Annotated in this window: 8 protein-coding genes; 6 read left to right on the forward strand and 2 right to left on the reverse strand. The window is 45.5% G+C overall.

The window, feature by feature from the left end; genetic code table 11:
• Positions 1-177: 177 nt before the first annotated feature.
• The 6 genes from FHS60_RS04275 to FHS60_RS04300 all read left to right on the forward strand — a co-directional run bounded on the left by FHS60_RS04275 (position 178) and on the right by FHS60_RS04300 (position 16,919).
• On the forward strand, positions 178-2,430 hold the full coding sequence (locus FHS60_RS04275) for a cytochrome c biogenesis protein CcsA (protein ID WP_183695496.1): 2,253 nt from the start codon (positions 178-180) through the stop codon (positions 2,428-2,430).
• 81 nt (positions 2,431-2,511) lie between these two features.
• Positions 2,512-3,453: a porin gene (locus FHS60_RS04280; protein WP_338081917.1), complete on the forward strand. Its 942-nt coding sequence runs from the start codon at positions 2,512-2,514 to the stop codon at positions 3,451-3,453.
• 388 nt (positions 3,454-3,841) lie between these two features.
• Positions 3,842-4,030, forward strand: a complete 189-nt coding sequence (locus FHS60_RS04285) for a hypothetical protein (RefSeq protein WP_157575251.1) — start codon at positions 3,842-3,844, stop codon at positions 4,028-4,030.
• 66 nt (positions 4,031-4,096) lie between these two features.
• A complete protein-coding gene (locus FHS60_RS04290) occupies positions 4,097-5,557 on the forward strand; it encodes a leucine-rich repeat domain-containing protein (RefSeq protein ID WP_183695499.1) in 1,461 nt (486 codons plus the stop codon).
• Between the two features lie 6 nt (positions 5,558-5,563).
• A complete protein-coding gene (locus FHS60_RS04295; protein WP_338081918.1) occupies positions 5,564-8,962 on the forward strand; it encodes a leucine-rich repeat protein in 3,399 nt (1,132 codons plus the stop codon).
• Between the two features lie 37 nt (positions 8,963-8,999).
• A complete protein-coding gene (locus FHS60_RS04300) occupies positions 9,000-16,919 on the forward strand; it encodes an InlB B-repeat-containing protein (RefSeq protein ID WP_183695505.1) in 7,920 nt (2,639 codons plus the stop codon).
• Positions 16,920-17,091: 172 nt separating this feature from the next.
• Here the strand turns inward: FHS60_RS04300 and FHS60_RS04305 are convergent, their stop codons facing one another.
• Complete coding sequence (locus FHS60_RS04305; protein ID WP_183695509.1) at positions 17,092-18,825, reverse strand: WG repeat-containing protein; 1,734 nt, start codon at positions 18,823-18,825, stop codon at positions 17,092-17,094.
• Between the two features lie 38 nt (positions 18,826-18,863).
• Positions 18,864-19,265: a hypothetical protein gene (locus tag FHS60_RS04310; RefSeq protein WP_183695512.1), complete on the reverse strand. Its 402-nt coding sequence runs from the start codon at positions 19,263-19,265 to the stop codon at positions 18,864-18,866.
• Positions 19,266-19,596 lie beyond the last annotated feature (331 nt).

The raw sequence follows: 19,596 nt of genomic DNA on the forward strand, positions 1-19,596 counted from the left end.
ACTCCGAAACTCCTCTTCTCGTTTTGATGGGAGAGAGTTTCGGAGTTCTGCTGTCCTGACGATACGCTTCCTTAGCGTGCGCGTAGTGTTTCTGAATAAGCTGGAGGAAACAATTTTTTTGCTGTTGGCGCGTTAAGAGAGGACAGTGGAAACAATATCTAAATAACATAGCGCGAGATGCTGAAGAAAATAGTTATAACTCTCTATGTGCTGATAGTAGTGTTGTTAGCTGCCATTACAATCATTGAAAATACCTACGACACCACTTTTGTGAATCAGCACTTCTATGGTAGCTGGTGGTTTAGCCTTTTGTGGGCTTTGCTCACTGCTGCTGGCATTACCTATATAGTGCAACGCCGACTGAAGCAGTGGGGCTTGCTCTTGCTCCACCTCTCCTTCGTCGTGATTCTATTGGGCGCGTGGCTCACCCATGTCACTTCGTTCAAAGGCACGGTACACCTGCGCGGCGACCAACCTACGAACCAGTATTCCGTGATGACGTCGATGACCGACACAGAGCACCACACGCTGCCTTTCTACGTGAGGCTCGACCGCTTCCAAGTGGTCAATACCGCCGGAACGCTTGCGCCTACGGACTATGTAACGAACTTCGTCATTATTGATGGGGCGAAGAATCAGCCCGCACAAGTGTCAATGAACAAAGTGTACACTTATCGCGGCGTGCGTTTCTATCAAGCCAGCTACGACACCGATGAGCGCGGGAGCTACCTCAGTGTGAACAGCGACCCTTGGGGGCTGCCCGTCACTTATATAGGGTATGCGCTCCTTTTCTTCTCTCTGCTCTGGTTGCTCCTTGAGCCGAAGGCCACTTTCCGCCGCCTTCTCAAGAGTCCGCTGCTTCGCAAGGGCGCGCTCATGTTTGTGCTGGTGGCTTTCTCCTCGTTCCTGCCCGCTGCGAGCCAGGCAGCCACCACGGTGGACCGTGCTACTGCCGATAAGTTTGGCCGACTTTTCATCAACTACAACAACCGCATTTGTCCCGTTCAGACCTTTGCTTGCGATTATGTGAAGAAGCTCTACGGCAAGCGTACCTATGAAGGACTCACACCCGAACAGGTGCTGACAAGCTGGATTTTCTTCCCCCGCGAATGGCGCAACGAGCATATCATTCGCGTGAAGAGCAGCGAGCTGCGCGAACATTTTGGATTGTCGGACTATGAGAGTGTGCATTCCTTCTTCCGCGATGGCAACTACATACTGGGCCCTTACGCCCATGAGTATGCCGAGGGGCAGACCGATGCCCTCCATAAAGCCTGCGCTGAGATGGACGCCAAACTGCAAGTGTGTATGTTCTTGCAAGAGGGTAGTGCGCTCACCATCTTCCCCCACACGGCGGGAGCTAACACTATCTGGTATAGTCCTGCTGATAGTCTGCCATCCTCTCTGGGGCAGATGAACATTCTTTTCTTCCGCAACGCTTTCCCTTTGCTCTACGATCAGATTGTTTCGGGCGATGTGTCGAGTGCTAACCACGTGCTCGACAAAATGCTCTCCTATCAGCAGCAGAATGCAGGCCAGAGTCTGCCCACACCCATGCAGGTAGAGGCCGAGCGCATCTACAACGTAGTACCTTTCGCCACCATCTTGGCCATGGCGAACCTCGCGCTGGGTTTTCTGGCCTTGTTCTTGACCATTCGCCGCTTGATGCGAAATGACGGCAAGGCTCTATCGCGCAAGACCGACTATGTGCTGCTCGCGCTCTTAGGCGTGTCGTTCTTGACGCTTACTTTCAGCCTGGCTCTTCGCTGGATTGTTTCCGGCAATGTGCCGTTGAGCAACGGCTATGAGTCGATGCTCTCTGTGGCATGGTTTGTGGAATTGTTGAGCATCGTGGCCTATCGCAAAGCTCGTATTGTCCTCGTCTTTGGTTTCTTGCTGAGCGGTTTCTTCCTCTTGGTGAGCCATATCAGTCAGATGGACCCCGCCATTGGCCCTATGATGCCCGTGCTCAATTCGCCGCTGCTCTCGATTCATGTGAGCATCATCATGATGAGCTACGCACTGCTGTCGCTCACTTTCATCTGTGCGCTCACGGCCGTTCTCATCCATTTCTTGATGCGTAAGGCCATCTCGAAGGCTGAGCGCGATTTGCGCGACGAACGCTTAGAAGCCTTGCAGGTGTTGAGCCGCCTTTTCCTCTATCCCTCTATCACCACCATGGGGCTGGGCATCTTCATCGGTGCCATTTGGGCCAATATCAGTTGGGGGGCTTATTGGAGTTGGGACCCCAAGGAAACGTGGGCACTCATCACTTTTATGATTTATGCCGTTGTGCTCCACACGCAGAGTCTGCCCACCTTCCGCCGCCCCATGGTCTACCACCTCTATATGCTCGTGGCTTTCCTCAGCATCGTGATGACCTATTTTGGCGTGAACTATATCCTCGGCGGTATGCACAGCTATGCGTAGGGGAGAAATACAATAAGCGCGTCGGCCGACAGCCTTATTCTGTCAGCTGACATCCTTATTGTATTTTCAAACGCAATAAGGATATTTACGCTCAAGGATACTTATTTACAGTATAGTTTCCAGAAGAATAACTTCCTTCGTGCCGGTTACTACACCGTGCCCTTCGGTCTCTCTTCTGCTTACAGCTCTGCTAAGAAAGAATACATGGACGAGCCAGAAGGAAACGTGTATCAAGTGGGCCGCCGCCTTGGTGTGATGCACACTATTTATAACAAGCCTTTCTGGGGACAGTATGGTGTGTTTGCCGACAATTCTGCACTGACAAAGAGTACCGACAAGAGTGGTCGTCAGGGCTACACGTTGGCTGCTCGTGGCGTTTGGCGTCCTATCATGACTCAGGATTATGGCTTCCATGTAGGTTTCTCTTGGAACCGTGTGCAAGCTGAGGCTACCTCTAAGGGCAAACATGCTGCCATTGCTTACAACAAACGCTATCTCACCGTAGTGGATAAGACCGTGGCAACGGGGCTGACTCTCACAGATGCACGTTGGGAGAATAAATTTACAGCTGAGTTCCAAGGTATCTACCGCAACTTCCAGCTCTCCAGCCAGTACTATTGGTCGCACATTGCTCGCGAAGACGGTAATAGCTACGATACGGATGGTTTCTACGTTTCAGCACGTGGTATCATTGTGAACCCAGGTAACTACAAGTACAACTTTGCTGGCTCTGGCGTTGACAATCCTTCTAATAACAACCTCGAATTGATGCTCGGCTATGGTTATCTGAATCTCCGCGATGGCGATGCTTATGCAAAGAATCAGGCAGCTATTGCTGCTGGCATGCCAAGCGTTGACCTTTCCAAGGCTGGCCGTATGAGCGACATCAGCGCAGGTCTTTCCTACTTCTTGAACAAGCACGTCACCTTCCGTTTGAACTATCACTATGTGACGGTGAAGAACTTCGATCTTGAGAAAAAGAACGTCAATGTGCTTCAGGCCCGCGTTCAGTATATGTTCTAAACTGAATTTCCAACCTACTCATCTGCCGAACCTTATTTTTCGGCTAGATAAAACTAAAGGGATGCTCCTTCAAATGGGGGTATCCCTTTTTCTTGGCATGATGGCCTCCAGCAGTAACTTTTTCCTCTGTGTTTTTCTTAGTGCTTTGTGTGCTCTTTTGCCCTTTTTTTTACTTTAGTTGGGAATAAAATGATGAAAAAGAGAGGAAAAGTAAAAAAAAGTGGTAAGTTCTTATGCATTTCTTTATATTTGCCAAGTAGTCCATATTGTATGCTGTTTTGACTTTTTCGCAAAAACCGATTATAACCAAGCTTTTAAGGTAAGACAGGATATACTATTGACGAACATAAAAGATGAAAACTATAAAATCTAAAAAACAAAAGAGCAAATGAAAAAAAGAAGTTACCTTAAACCTTTGTCCAAATGGCAGGACATAGTTTTAGAAAAGAGTCTGCTTTTAGATGGCTCCGTCGGAGGTGGAAAGTTACCAGGGGGCGGTAATGCCAGCGAAGGCGGTAATCCACCTGCTGACACACGCCGTTGGACGTGGAATGAAGACTCTTGGAGCGATGACTGATATCCAGAGAGTCATCGGAAAAGCCAGGTGACTGGCGAGTTTTTAACCATAACATTTTACTATATTATGAAACCAATTTACTCTATTTTATATGGGTTGTTGGGGTTGACGCTGTTTTTTTCAGCAGGTTCGCTCCATGCCCAAAATAATTATGTACAAGTATCTGATGCTAATGGTAATCTACTGAGGTATTATTGCAATACTACGACCGGGCAAGCTTCTTTTATTGGTGTTGCCCAGTATGCAGTAGATGACGGTACAGCTTCAGTAGTGATTGCCGATGAGGTGACAGCAGCTGGTGGCCAGGTATTTCCCGTGACGGAAGTTCGAGCATCTGCCTGTAAATCTAATTCCAGTTTGGGGCAGTTGACCTTGGGGAGTAAAATCCATATGCTGGGTAAGGAAAGCTTCTATGGCTGTCGGAATCTGAAGAAAGTAGTTCTCAATAGCCAATTAGACACTATTGCTTCTAATGCTTTTCAAGACTGTAAAGTCTTGAAGGATATTCAGTTGGAGCAGGCAACAAAACTACGCTTTATTGGAAATTATGCGTTCAATAATTCTTCCATCATGCAGGTCATCATGCCTCCAATGGTGAAAACTATAGGTATGTCGGCTTTCTCTAATTGTAAAAACTTGCGGCAAGTAAAAATGAACGATGCCTTGAGTTACATGGGAAGCAAAGCCTTTCAGAGCTGCGATAGTTTGAAGACTGTTGAGTTTGGGAATGGACTTCGCACCATTACTTCCGAAGCGTTCTATTCATGTAAGGCTCTGACTAATGTGAAAAACTTAGAGCGTATAACGCGAGTTGAGAGCAACGCTTTTAAGTTTGCTACAAGCGTGCAGGAGTTAACTTTCGGAGATTCATTACAGAATGTTGATATGTATGCTTTCTCATGCTGCTACAATCTGCATACATTGACCTTTGGAAAGAGCTTAAAGAATATTGGTAATTACAGTCTTAGTCAATGTTTTTCTTTGCAAAAAATTATACTTCCAGGCTCTATTTGTCCGTTTGGCCAGTATTTTTCCTTTCCCAAAACAGGAATAAATCTATATGTTCCTCTTGAAATGGTTGCAGTGTATCAGGGGAAAAATAATATACGTGGGCAGAACATTATAGCATTGGGTATGCCGGTGACGTTTGATGTGACGACAACGGCGGGAGGCGAACTCCAGACGAAGGTGGAAGCTTTGGGGCTTGCTACCAATGTGATGGAACTGACTGTCAGCGGGCCTATCAATGGTACTGATATTGACTATATTCACGGAAAACTAAGAGTTTTGCAGAAGCTTGACCTCCAGCAAGCACAGATTGTGGGCGGTGGCGATAGCTATCATATGTGGGGATTTACATCTAGTGGAATTCCTGCGAAATATCCCAACTATAGCTTTAATACAGAGCCGAATGTCGTGGGCGATTATATGTTTTACAATATGCCACAGCTTCGGAGCTTAAAGCTACCTGTTGATGCCATTAAGATTGCCTCTTATGCTGTATCAAGAGTAGGATTGACTGAATAGGTTGATATTCCTGCTCATGTTGAAGAAATTGGTGAAGGAGCTTTCTCAGGATGTGGTAGTTTGCCTGGCGTTGTATTGAACCCAACTCTTAAAGAGATAGGTAAAGGAGCTTTTACCTCTTGTATCAGCTTGGCAGGAATAGATATTCCTAACTCTGTAAATTCTATTGGTCAAGAAGCTTTTTCGAAATGCGAAAATCTGCAAAATGTGAAGTTGCCCGATGCTCTGAAAGTAATTAATAGAGAGACTTTCGAACATTGTAAAAATTTGGAGCGTGTGACGTTGCCTTCTCGCTTAGAGGTGCTTGAAAATAGAGCTTTTTCTAATTGTGGTAATCTGTCATCTCCTATCACGATTCCCGGTACGGTAACGAATATATGTTTTTATGCATTTGAAAACTGTGTGAAAATACCCGAGCTAATCATAGAAGAAGGAGTGGAACAGATTTCTCAAGGTGCTTTCATGGCATGTAGGCTACTGACAAAGGTGACACTTCCTTCCACATTAAAAACAATTGAGCAGGAGGCTTTCTACAAATGTTCTCACCTAACAGATATTAGTATCCCAGAAGGTCTTTCCACACTGGGGGATGAAGTTTTCTTTAGTTGTGACAGTTTGCGCTCTATTACTCTTCCTGTATCAATAACGGAGATACCCAAAGGTACGTTTTTAGGATGTAAAAAATTAGAGACAGTCAATCTGTCATCAGAATTGACGACTATCGGGACAGACGCATTTATATATTGTGAGAACTTGAAGTCGTTTGACTTTTCTGCTTATCCGAAACTGACTACGCTTCAAAAAGATTGTTTTAGCCAAACAGGACTACAACGCGTGGAACTTCCAGATCAGATAAATACGATAGAAATTGGAGTTTTTGGAAAATGCTCGAAGCTGGAACATATCAATGTGCCAACAGCGTTGACGGCAGTTCCTGATTATTTTGTATATAAATGTCCGGTATTGACCGAAGTGGTGATGCATGCGGGAATTAAAACGATTGGGCGTAATGCTTTTTCAGATTGCATCGAATTGGAACATATAGATCTGCCCAATGGAATCAGCGAGATATCTAGTGGTGCTTTCTTACATTGCAAAAAACTACAAATAACGGAATTGCCTTTGGGACTTACCAACATAGGTTCTTATGCTTTTTCAGGAACTTCCGCACTTGATAGTATCAGCATCCCCAGAGGAGTTCAGATTCTGGGACCTGGTGCTTTTGAAGAAAGTGGCGTGCGCATTGTGGAACTTCCCGAAGGAATTAAAACATTTTACGATAAGGTCTTTAATAAATGTCAGCGGCTAACAAAGGTTGTTTGGCCTGCAGATCAGAAGGAGATACCTTCTAAGACTTTCTACCAATGTGATACACTCTCAACTTTTGATATTCCATTAGGGGTAACAGAGATTAAAAGTAGTGCTTTTGCAGAATGCAAAAACCTCTACAGTGTTAGCTTTCCAGAAACACTAAAGAAAATAGGATGGAGAGCTTTCGATAATTGTGCCTTAAAAGAAGTGGAGATTCCTGATTCCGTTACAGAAGTCGGCAATGAAGCTTTTGCAAACAATAAGTCTTTACGCAAAGCCTTTATGGGGCGTAATATTGTCTATAAGAATGGAGCTAAGTTTAATTTCTTTTCCCAATGTGACTCTCTTCAGTTGCTCCGCATCTTTGTTTCAAAACCGATACCGATGTCAGAATATGATGCTTCTACTTGTATGTCGTATCGGAAAAAATGTGTGCTTGAAGTGCCCTCTGGCTGTGATAGTATTTACCGTGCTACTGATGTGTGGAGAGATTTCAAGGAAATTCGCGGTGTGACAGTTGGGGGCGATACGCTTGCCGCAGTCGATTTTGCACTGCTCAAGATGATTTATGACCGATTGGATGGGAAAAACTGGACTAACCAGTGGGATCTCTCCTCTCCGGATCGCTTTGAGGGAAAGTGGCATGGTGTGACAACGGATGGCGATCATATCACTGAAATAGTGTTGTACAACACCGAACTGCGCGGAGAAATCTTTGCAGAACTCTTCACGCTGCCTACACTGACTCGTCTTGAATTGACTAACGGAGAACTGAGGGGGAGTATCAATAAAGTGCTGGAAGGTAAGGAACAAAATGTCAGTCCTGTACTGAAAACAATAGCTCTCTCTTGCAATCAGCTGACGGGCGACTTGTCTCCTTTTGCTAATAGTTTTCCTGCTCTGGAGAAACTTTATGTCGACTATAATCAACTGACTGCTATTTCTGTACCTATCCATTCTTCGATCAGAGAGTTGGATTATTCGTGGCAGTTTATTGATCCCAATACACAAACCCCTGTAGTCTCCGATTCTTGTCCTGTTGTGCAGGTAGCTCTCGGTACTCCTTTTGAGCCCATAATTAGCACACTGCAAACTTATGATCATGAGAAGCAGGACTATAGTCGGGATAACTTCCGTAAAAATAAAATATATCATTACACTATACTTGACGAAAATGAACCTGTACTTATGGTTAATCCATCGGCTTTCATTTACGACTCTTCCATAGACAAATTTAAAGTTGGTAGTGACCAATTTGCTAAAGTGCCTCGGAATACGCCACAACCGTTTTGTTGCACTGGTTCTCCTTATGTGCCATTTTATTTCTCCTTGGACTGGATTGATGGTGATGTGAATATGGACAGAAATGTGGATCTTATCGATTTGCAATCTCTCATATATTATTGTGCTCATGAGAGCTCTTCATCTCAATTTCCTTTCAATTATATGACGGGTGATACCAATGAGGACAAAGAGATAGACGTGCGCGATGCAGTAGTTACTGTCAATCGTATTTTGGACTGGAAGGGCGAAGAGCCGCATCCGTCGCGTCCTTACTTTGCTGCACCCACAGTGGCTTGCAATGTAGTTGCTATAGAGGGTAACACGCTCCGTCTTGTCAACGCGGAAGAAGTGGCGGGTATCCAGCTCTCTCTGCAAGGTGTTAGTTCCGACGAGCTTCGCAAAGCTTCTGCGGTTAGTGGTATGAAGATGGCTTGCCGACAGACGGAAGAAGGGCTTCGCGTTTTGCTCTATTCTTTCAGTGGGCAGACACTACAGCCCGGACAGCACGACCTCTTTGTTCAACTTCCGGCTGGAACTACAGTGTCTAAGGTTATATTAACCAATTTGGATGCTAAACGTCTTGATGCCGTCGTTGCTTCAACGCTAACGGGATTGAATCAGATTTCACAAAATGAGATAGACCGTCTCTTTGCTGACGCTTCAGGGGACACAGTGCTATGTATCTATGCTCTTGACGGCCGTTTGCTCTATCAAGGGCAGCCACATATTGAACACTTTACCTCTCTTCCAAAGGGCACTTATGTGCTTCGTCTCGGAAACCGAACATACAAGGTGACGAGAGCTAAGTGATAAGTTACAAGTTATAAGAAAAAAATAAAATAAGACTATGAATATCCGACATTTTTTCAGTTTCGTAGTGCTGATGCTCTGCTCTCTTGTGGTACAGGCGCAGACAAATATTCTGCAAGTGCCCGACATGGACTACGCCGCCGGAAAGCGTCTCGACATTCCGGTGGAAATGGAGAACACCAGCAATGTGGTGGCTGTTCAATTCGACATTCAGCTGCCTTATCATTCGGTGGCCGACTCCTTGCTCCCTTCTCGCTTAAAGGGGCATGAAATGACCGTAACAAAGCTGAGTTTTTATAAATACCATTCAGATTTTGCTTATCGTGTAATTATTTATAGTGCTAACAATAATGAACTGATAGGAAGTTCAGGAGCGTTGGCTACATTCTCTGTGAAACTGCCTGAAAACTTAGAAAATGGTAAAAAACTCAACGTGAAGCTCCACAATGTCATACTGAGCGATCGTGACGGAAAGAATGTGGCAACAGGTAGTAAGGATGGAGTTATTACGGTGAAGTTAGTACCACGCCCAGACCTTGTTCCTACAGATGTGAAAGTGGCACAAACACAGGCCTCACCGAAAGATCTTCTCGATTTTAATTGGACGGTTCGAAACCAAGGTGATTCTATTGCCGCTGCTGGCTGGACGGAGAAAATCTTTCTCCAGAATGAAGATGGAACCAAAGTGTATGTAGGCATGACTTCCTATGAGGGAGTATTGGCCAAAGGTGCTTCTGTGAATCGTTCTTTGCAGCTACAGTTAGACGAGTTTCCCGCTATCAATGGTAACGTTCGTCCTATCGTACAGATACTGCCAGCTGCTGATTGCGGCGAGATAACTCTCGATCAAGGCAATAACACTGCAGCGGCAGACAATTACTCGCTTTACGTGAAGAAGTATCTTGTACTTACACCGTATCAGAAACCGATCCCCGAAAATAGCACGAGTGTCTACGCTTGTGAACTACGACGCACTGGTGATATCTCCTTTTCCGAAACATTCAAAGTAAAAGTGACGGATCGCAACGGAAATGAAGGTCGTCTGCGACTGATGGACGAAGGTAAGGTTACTTTTGTTCGAGGAACCAGTAGAGCCTATATAGGAGTTCAGCCTGTTAATGACGATATTGTAAGTCCTGACGATGTCATGCTGCTAATCGTGAACTCCGAACTCAATAACGGCTATGGAATGGTTCGCGATACGCTTCACATAGAGGAGGATGAACTCGCATCCCTTACGTTGACGCTTGACAAGCAGGATTATAATGAGGGTGATATTATCCATGGTACGCTAACAGCAGAACGTCTATTTAGCGGACTACTTACCGTAAATCTTGCAATTGAAAATCAGGAACGTTTCTCGATTCCTCGGCGTGTAATTTTTGCCGAAGGGGCTACAACGGCTAATTTTGATATCAAGGTTCTTGATGACAAACTACCGGCAAATGACATTACTGTGAAGCTAACGGCTACTGCCAAACGCTATACTCCAGCAAATGTTCTTTTCCTGCTTCACGATAATGATATGCCTGCTATTTCCCTCACGCTGACTCCGAAGACTGTCGGCGAGAATGCTGGACCACAAGCCATTTATGGTACGGTGACGCGTAGCGAGGTGACGGACAATAAAATCACCGTGAAGCTTTCCGATGACAGTCAGGGCGATATTTACTATTCTGTAAGAACGCTTACGTTGCCGCCGGGAACAACTACGGCACACTTCCCGCTCGGTGTGGTCGACAATAACAACAAGGAAGGCGACCGAATGGTACATATTCGTGCAGCTGTTTATATGACAGATTGCGACTGTGATGCTATCGGCGACAAGCAAGGTGCTGTTTCCGATTCTATTCTGATTACGGATGATGACGGCCCGATGCTTTCTGTTACAACCTCCAAACCGACAGTGTTGGAAGGCGATGAGTCGGGCACTCGCTTAACCGTAAGGCGCAACACAGAAACGTCTTCGCCACTTACGGTAGAGCTGAAAAGTGATGGAACCGATGTGGAACTGCCGTCCAGCGTAACGATTCCCGCAGGACAATCTTCTGTCACTGTTACCTTCAAAGCACTTGCCAATGGTGTTCAAGAAGGCGATCGAACAGTTAGCGTGACTGCTACGGCCAACGGATTTAGTACAGGTTCTTGCTGGATGTTGATTTCCGACCGCACTCTGCCCGATGCAGCTTTTGGTACCCTGAGTCTTTCCAAGACTCAGGTGGATGCAGGAAGCAACGTTGATGCCACCATACTGCTGAAGAATATTGGTGCTGCTCCATTGCCAGCAGGCGTTATCATACAACTGCTGCAGGATGGGAAGGAAATCAGTAGCATGCCGCTGCCTGAAGCTCTGCCTGTTGCTTCTGAACGCGAGCTGACGATGCACTTCCGTGCTTCCGACGTGCCGGGTGACTACCGGATTACGGCCGTGGTGAACAGTGGAAAGAAAGTTGTTGAACTACTGTATCTCAACAACAAGTCAGAAGCGGCCGATTTGAAAGTTCTTTCTCTCTATACATTTACTATTGCTGCCGATAAGGCTGTTTATAATGAAGGTGACACTATCCGCTTGACAGGACAAGCAATGAAGAGTGGGGCAGGCGATGTCAATCAGTTGCGCGTTGAGCCGTATATTATCTTCAATGGTGACAGACAAGCTCTTGAAGTGCAGACTGATGCTTCTGGACACTATGAAACTAATTATGTTTTGCCAACAGGCTATCGTGGTTCGTTCAGCTATGGTGTATGTATTCCAGGAGAGAAACTCACGGACGAGATGGGTACGTTCAATGTTTATGGCTTCGAACGCACCTCAAAGGATTTCCTCAAGCATGAAGTGTTCAAGGGAGAACCCTATCAGGGCTCTATTATGCTAAAGAATATGACAGGTCTGTCTCTCCATAATATTACGCCTACCATAACATCTAATGCGGGAGAGTATCTGCTGGAAATGACGCCTATTGCAGAATTGTCTGGCAGCAATACGGTAGCATTCCAATACACGCTGACAGGACAGAAAAGAACTGTCGGTAGGTCTTGGGAACGCGTAGAGCTGAAACTAACTTCCGAAGAAGGAGCAACACTTCCGCTCACGCTCTATTGTTACACCCGTGAGCACCACGCTAAATTGGTGGCTAATATCGATAATATTACGACAAGCGTAACTAAGGATCAGAGTCGCACCTATCCTGTCCAACTATCTAATACGGGATTAGCCGAGACGGGACGCATCAAAATAGTTCTTCCCGAGGGGCTTTCATCCTTTATCAGTCTTGTGACACCACAAGATGTTCCGTCGCTCAAGAAAGGCGAGAGCACAACTGTTATGCTTCGCTTCACAGCTGGCAATAAAGATATCAACGCTATCCAAAAAGGTAGTTTTGCCATCAATTGTGCTAACGGTAATGGAATAACCGTTCATTTCAATGTTAAAGTGGTGAGCGAAAGCAAAGGAAACTTCCATGTTCGTGTGCGCGATGAGAATACCATCTATGGTAATAAAGAAGGAGAACATCCCTATGTAGAAAATGCTTCTGTACAGATAAAAGATGTCAACACAGGAGCTCTTATCGTTGAGGGAAAGACTGATGCCGATGGTCGCGTCAATTTCGACAATCTGAATGAAGGGTATTACAGCCTTTATGTCACGGCCGACAAGCATGGCAACCATCAGCAAAACATTCTTGTCAGTCCAGGAGAAACAACAGAACTTCTGGCTACAATTTCCTATCAAGCTATTTCCGTGACTTGGGATGTGGAAGAAACAGAAGTGGAGGACGAATATAGTATTGTGCCCACTTTGGTCTATGAAACGCAAGTGCCTGTTCCCGTAGTGCGCATGACGCTGCCCGACACCGTAGCACTTGATCGTATTGAAAAAGGGCGTGCAACGCTTTTCAATATTCTTCTCCGTAACGATGGTCTTATCGCAGCTCAGAATGTGAGAGTAAATCTTCCCAAGGTTAACGGCTTCACGTTCCAGCCACTGATGGAAGTGTTCGGTATCACCCTTGGCGCAGGACAAAGCAAGACAATTCCTGTACGCGTCACACACGCTACACCGTCTTCTGGCACGCGTCGACAAGCACCAGTAGAAAATAACATTCCTTGTTCCACCAGCATACAGGTTAATTATGAATGGCCTTGTGGAGAAAACATGAAAGTAGCATGGGTAGCAAATATCATGATGCTGTCAGCAGATCAATATAAGTGTACAGGAAAGAAAAAACCGGGAAGCACAGCTGGTTATGTCTCTAATGACAATGTAGATCCTGCCGACCTTATAGGAATCAATCCTGAAGACTTACCCTCTGCTGGCTATTCTTCTGGCTCTGAAAGTTCCGTAGAAAGTATGGCAAAGCTTCTCTGTACTATGTTGGAATGTATTCCTTTCGATATTCCGTATGAATCATGCTTTGCTACAGGACAATCAATAGCCTCAGGAGATTCTGCGATGGCTTATGGTATTCTTAGCGGAAATTGGGAAACCCTCAGTTGTTTAGCAGAACTTGTAAAAAAAGCAATGCCTTACGATGAATATCTCAATTGTGTCAAAGGCATTTATAATAATTCCTTTATTCGTCAGGAACGAAAAGCTCCTTCTGGGAAGCCTGAAATGCCAGAACAGCTCAGAGCCTACACTAAGAAAGCATATCCCTATGTCGACTATCTGAAAACATCGAGTCTTATTTATGATGAGTTCTCCGGGACAACCTCCATCTTAAATATCTTGACACCTCAGTTGGCCACTTCTCTGCATCGTATCGATTCTGTATTGATGGCACAACACGCTCAGGGTAAGCTCGAACAAGTCGACACGCTGAAGATTCCTCTCTATGCTCAACCTGGGCAGTCGGAAACTTCTCTGGAAGCAGAGTTGACGGGATTGATGCCCAATGGTGTTGCCAACATACAGGGTTTCCGCCTACGCCACTATGTGGATCGCATAAAGAATAATTTCCGTATAGCTGATGGCTTGGCGGCCACCAGTGACAACTACATGCATCGAACCATTCTCGATAAGTACACCGCTCATCTCGATTCTTGCCAACAAGCTATGGTAGATTTAGGCTTTGCCAGCTGGGAAGAACTTGTAAAGAGTGCCAATAGGGACAAACAGGAATTTTTCGACAATCAGTCCGCTAATACTTGTGCGAAAGTAAAGCTCGAAATCGACCAAAAACTCGTGCTTACGCGCCAAGCTTTCCGCGGGACGCTGACCATTGAAAACAGCATGGAAACCGAATTGAAAGACATTGATCTGAAAGTCACGGCCACAAACCTCCTTGGCGAATTGGCTACATCTCATGAGATGCAGATCAACTTCGAGAAGATTACGGGCTTTGCAGGCGCATTGGAAGGGCCGTGGACATTGGGCGGAAAGTCGAAAGGTGTGGCCACAATACTCTTTATACCTACGAAGTATGCAGCTCCCGATACGGTAACCACTTACTCTTTTGGTGGAACACTGAATTTCACGGCCGATGGCGAAAGTCGTTCGCGAAACCTCTGGCCTGTCAAGCTACAAGTGAAACCTTCACCCGAACTCGACCTTACCTACTTTATGCAGCGTGATATCTATGGCGATAATCCGCTAACAAAAGATGTTGTAGAACCTGTTGTGCCGGCAGAATTCTCCGTGCTCATCCATAATAAGGGTAGAGGAGAGGCCACCAATGTGCGTATATTAAAGGAACAACCTAAGGTGGTGGAAAATGCGAAAGGACAGAATGTAAACTTTGCCATCGTAGCTTCCAGCCTTAATGGGCAGCCGCAAGCACTTGCCCTTGATTCTACTATTGCTACAGACTTTGGTAACATTGCACCTGACTCCTCGTCTTATGCAACGTGGTACCTGACAAGTTCGCTCCTTGGACACTTCACAGGATACAACGTGAACGCCAGCCATGTGACGAGCTATGGAAATCCAGATTTGAGCCTGTTGGATCGTGTAACTATCCACGAACTCATTCATAGCGTCAACGCCTCTGTCGGCACGCAGAAACGGCGCGGATGGGTGGTCAACGATGAGGAAGATGAACTCTCACAGCCTGATCGCATCTATCTCTCCGATGGAACAAACGAACCAGTTGATCCAGTCTCTGATATGTCGACACTCAAAAGTCTCGGAAATTCTAAATTCGAACTCAAGCTAACAGTGCCGCAAAAGGGATGGTTCTATACTGCTGTACCTGATCCGACACAGAGTTTAGGAAAGATTGTTAGTGTTAGGAATCAGACCACGGGAGAAGATGTTGATCCACAGAATTTCTGGCAAACTCGCTATACGATGCAAGATGGCTTCGATCCTGTTCGAGACAATCGCCTCCATCTTGTAGCTTACGCTGGTAGCCCCGTATCAATGACCTATGTCATTACCTTTGAGCCTACACCAGAGAAGCGATTAGTGGTTGACAGTATCCGAACAGTTCCAGCCGATGACCAACTGGCCGAAAAGCCCATCGACCAACTGACGGTTTATTTCAACAAACCAGTGGATGCTTCTTCCTTTACACGTGCCGATATCGAACTGCGGTATGAAGGGACAAAGTTGAACACTGAGATCCCCATTGCTGCTAAAAACGATTCTACTTTCACCCTCAACACCAGCTCCCTGACGAAGAACGGATTCTATATGCTGAGTGTCAACACTGACAGTATCCGCGACCGTGAAGGCTTCTGGGGTTATGAGGGGCAGCAAGTACGCTGGATGCTCTTCAAGGATGGTCTCGTGCATTATAATATCTCAGCATGGCCGAGTGAAGCAGCAGGAACAGTAAGTAGCTCCGAAAACTCCAGCGAAGGCTCTATGGGATATGGCGATGAAATCACTCTTACCGCTAATCCTGGTGAGGGGCATGAATTCGACTATTGGGGAACGGAATCCTCAGGACAGAATTCTGGCAGCGGCATTCGCCCAATGAAGAGTAAAGCTCCAACAGCAGCCCGTTCGGAAAAAGATTTCACGCGTATCTCGTCCGAAAATCCGCTCCACTATGCACTTCGTCGCGATGAGAAGATTGTGGCAGTCTTTAAGCCCAAGACCTACAAACTGCGAGTGAACTGCAAGGCCGAAGAAGGCACTACGAGTTGTGGATCGGGAGTTTACGACTATGGTTCAGTGGTCAATATCAAAGCAACAGCTAACGAGGGCTATTCACTCATTGGTTTTGTTGTTGAAGGCGATACAGTGAAGGCCGACGAAACGCAACTGACTGTTGATAAGGATATCAATGTTGATGTTGTGTTCAAGAACTGCACGCCACAAGGCGTTCTGATGCTGGAGGATGCCGAATATCTTCCCGTCAGCATCGAACTAGCCAATGTGACACTCAAACGCACGTTCCGTAAAAATTCTTGGAACACTATCTGCTTGCCGTGTCCTGTTCAAAATCCAGCGAATGTCTTTGGAACGGGAACAGTAGTGGCCCGTCTGACAGGTGTTAGCAATGGATACATGCGTTTCTCCATCGTCAATAATATGGAAGCCAACGTGCCGTATCTCATACAAGTGGGAAGTCTCAACAATAGTAGTGTTGGAGAAAAGTCCACACGCACTTCCTTCTATAGTATTGAATCAACCACGGTGGTTGCTCCCACGAGTCAGCCACAGGATGTTCAGCAGAATGTAGCTTTCCTCGGCACTTACAGCCCGCTGGTATTACCACGTAATGATGGCTACTACTACATCAGTTCTGATATGGTCTACTATGTTGATGCAGCAGCCAATGTTCCGATGGGGCGTTTCCGCGGCTATTTCCACCTCACAGGAAACAATCCCACCCGCATGGGACTCGTTTTCGGTGATACCCCAACAGGCATCGACGAGTGTGAAACTGCAGGCAAGTACGATGTCTACAACCTTGCCGGCATCTGTGTTCGTAAGGCAGGCGAATCCCTCAAAGGACTCTTGCCCGGCATCTATATCATCGGTGGGAAGAAGACCATCATCCGATAGTCTTTTCCTCCTATTCATAGCGAGCCAATGCCGAAAGGCATTGGCTCGTTGCTTTATTTGTTTTTACCCAATAAAAGAGAGAATGCCTATGTTGACATTCCCTCTCTATTGTATGAATATTATTGCTGTCTGGAAAATGTTTTAATCAGATATGAGGCTGCCTTTTCTTTTTTTAGTATTTAACCGTGTCGAATCTTGAGAGGTCGATGTTCTTTCCCCAAGTGGCAGAGATGCCTTCTTCGTCTTTCACGATAATTGCCGTGCAACCATTGTTCATGGTAAAGATCGTGGCATTGGAGTTCTCTTTCACGATGCGCCCCATCTGCTTGAATTTAGCGCATATTTTTTGGTAGAGATATATCACCTTGTTTTGTTTGACGTTGGAGAGATTTATGTCGAAACTAAAGGAAGAGGGTTTGATGTCGTTGAAGACGTAGCTCGTAGAACTTCCTGCGCACGTTTCATTTTCTTCATCAATTTCTTCTGCGGTGTAGATTCGCTGGCTGATTTCAGAAGGGAAACTGATGCTGATGGTCACGGGGATAGAGTTAAACACTTTTGTGTAGTTCAACTCCTCCATCACATCGTACCAGTAGGGATCTGTGCCCGGGTGTTCTGCATCGCCTTTGTCGGAATTTTTCGCATAATGAGCCACAATCTTTTGAACAGGGGTGTTGAATGTAAGTCCGTCAACCCCATTTGGGATAATACCCAATGCGACCATAAAGGCATCAATGTCCATGGAATCGCTCTGTATGTAGCTATCCCCTGTATTAAAGTTTACATCCCACATTTTGGGTTGCTTTTCCACGGCTTTCCCCTTCTGGTCGATGAGAGCAAACTTGTTGTCAGCTATCATCACAACGGTGTACTTCCCTCCGAAATAGCGGAAAGTGAAGGCTTCAGGAAATTCTTTATTGAAAAGTTTTTCCCCCTTTTCATCAATAAAACTGTAGCTGTATTCTTCTTCCTCTTTTCCCGCATCTATGCTGGCCATTAGATTGTCGCCATCTAATCTTAGAAGGTCATATTTAGGGCGAAGAAGGGTTTCTCCCTTCAAGTTCATAAGGCCATATTTCTCATCGTGTTTGTAAACAAATTTGTCCCCCTGGATGTCTTCGATACCTTGAATCTTTTCTGTGGGTCTTACTACCTCTTCTCCTTTCTCATTGATGAGTCCCCAGCATTCTTTTCCGTTTCTTCTTACAGAAATGTCCAACAGGCCGCTCTGAAAGAATCCTCCAATCCATTCATATTTGGATCTTTGTATGTCGCAGAGTTTTTTTCCCGAAGTGTTTAGAACCGTGAAAAAATAATCTGAATCGTCTTCACCTCGAAAGTTCTTTTCATATTTCTTGTCGATGGCAACAAATTTCCCATCGCTACAGTTGTATATGTTGCAATACTTTGCTGGGATCACCGACTTTCCGTCCGCATTGATCACACCACAATAGTCCCCCGCTGTTTTATAGACTGCGTAGCCCTCCGAAAAATCTTCTACGCCTGTCACAATCTGATTGTCGATTTTGTCGAGCACTTTTACGGTCTGGCCCTCCTTGTCGATGATGGATACAGGCTTGTTGGGCTCTGTCACTAAAGCGCGGCCATCATGGAAACACGTGGCCCACACATACTCTTTGCCTATCTTCTTTGGCTTCTTTTCGGCCGTGTAAATTTCCCACAAATCTTTTCCGTTTTTCGTCATGAAACGGCCCTCAACGGCCATGGTGATTGGGGTTTTAAATTCATTGGAAAAAATCACTTCTCCGTTGTCCGTAGAAATCATACTCCATTTTCCGTTCTCCCTCTCTTGGAACGGAACGCCTTGAACTCCATTGCTGTTTTCTTCCGAGCAGGAAACGAATCCTATCACGAGCAGGAGCATCAAAAAGAGGTTTTTATTCATGTGAGTGAATGTTTTTTAGTTTGTTGTTTTTTAGTCGTTTATGTATTTTCTGCCAATAATTCAAGCAGGCCTTTCTTTTTGCAAATATACGGAGAAGTTGCTTTTCTTCTCTGAAAATGGTACAAGAAAAGTTTCAAGAATATAACTCCCGCACCTTTCCTTTTATGAAAAATATCCTTATTGCGCTGGCTGACGGAATAAGGGTGTTGGGGGATAGAATAAGGCTGCTGGCTGACGCAATAAGGATGCGGACGGAGAGGGAAGAAAATGTGGGAAAAGGGAGGGGAAATGTTTGGCAGGAGTAGGGAGAATGTTGTATCTTTGTGGTGTGAACGAAGCAATATCCCGTTCCGAAGCGTTCTTTGACAATCTAAGACCATTGAAAAATAGTATAAAAATCTTACCGCAATTTTAGTTCTCTTTCCGGCTGCTTTTCTCATTGCAGAAATGTCGTTTTTTTCTCACTCGTTGAGAGAGGGAGGAGTGTGTCTGCGTGTTGTGAAAAATAGTTCCTCTCAAGTTTCCTTTTCCTTGCTACGTTTCGAAAGTAGGGCAACAGCCTTTCTCCTCTTTTCCTCTTGCACGCTTCTCGCCTTCAGTGTGCCTCCTCCTTTCACACATCGCTCACACATCTGCACTCATCTTGCACTCATCTTGCACTCATCTGTCACTCATCTGTCACTCATCGCAAGAAGAAGAAAAACGAAGAAGAAAAACATTCCCCCCACACCCCCTATAAAAAGAAGAAGATAAAAGAAGAAGAAAACCCAA

The organism is Alloprevotella rava, from assembly GCF_014195585.1.
GTDB lineage: Bacteria > Bacteroidota > Bacteroidia > Bacteroidales > Bacteroidaceae > Alloprevotella > Alloprevotella rava.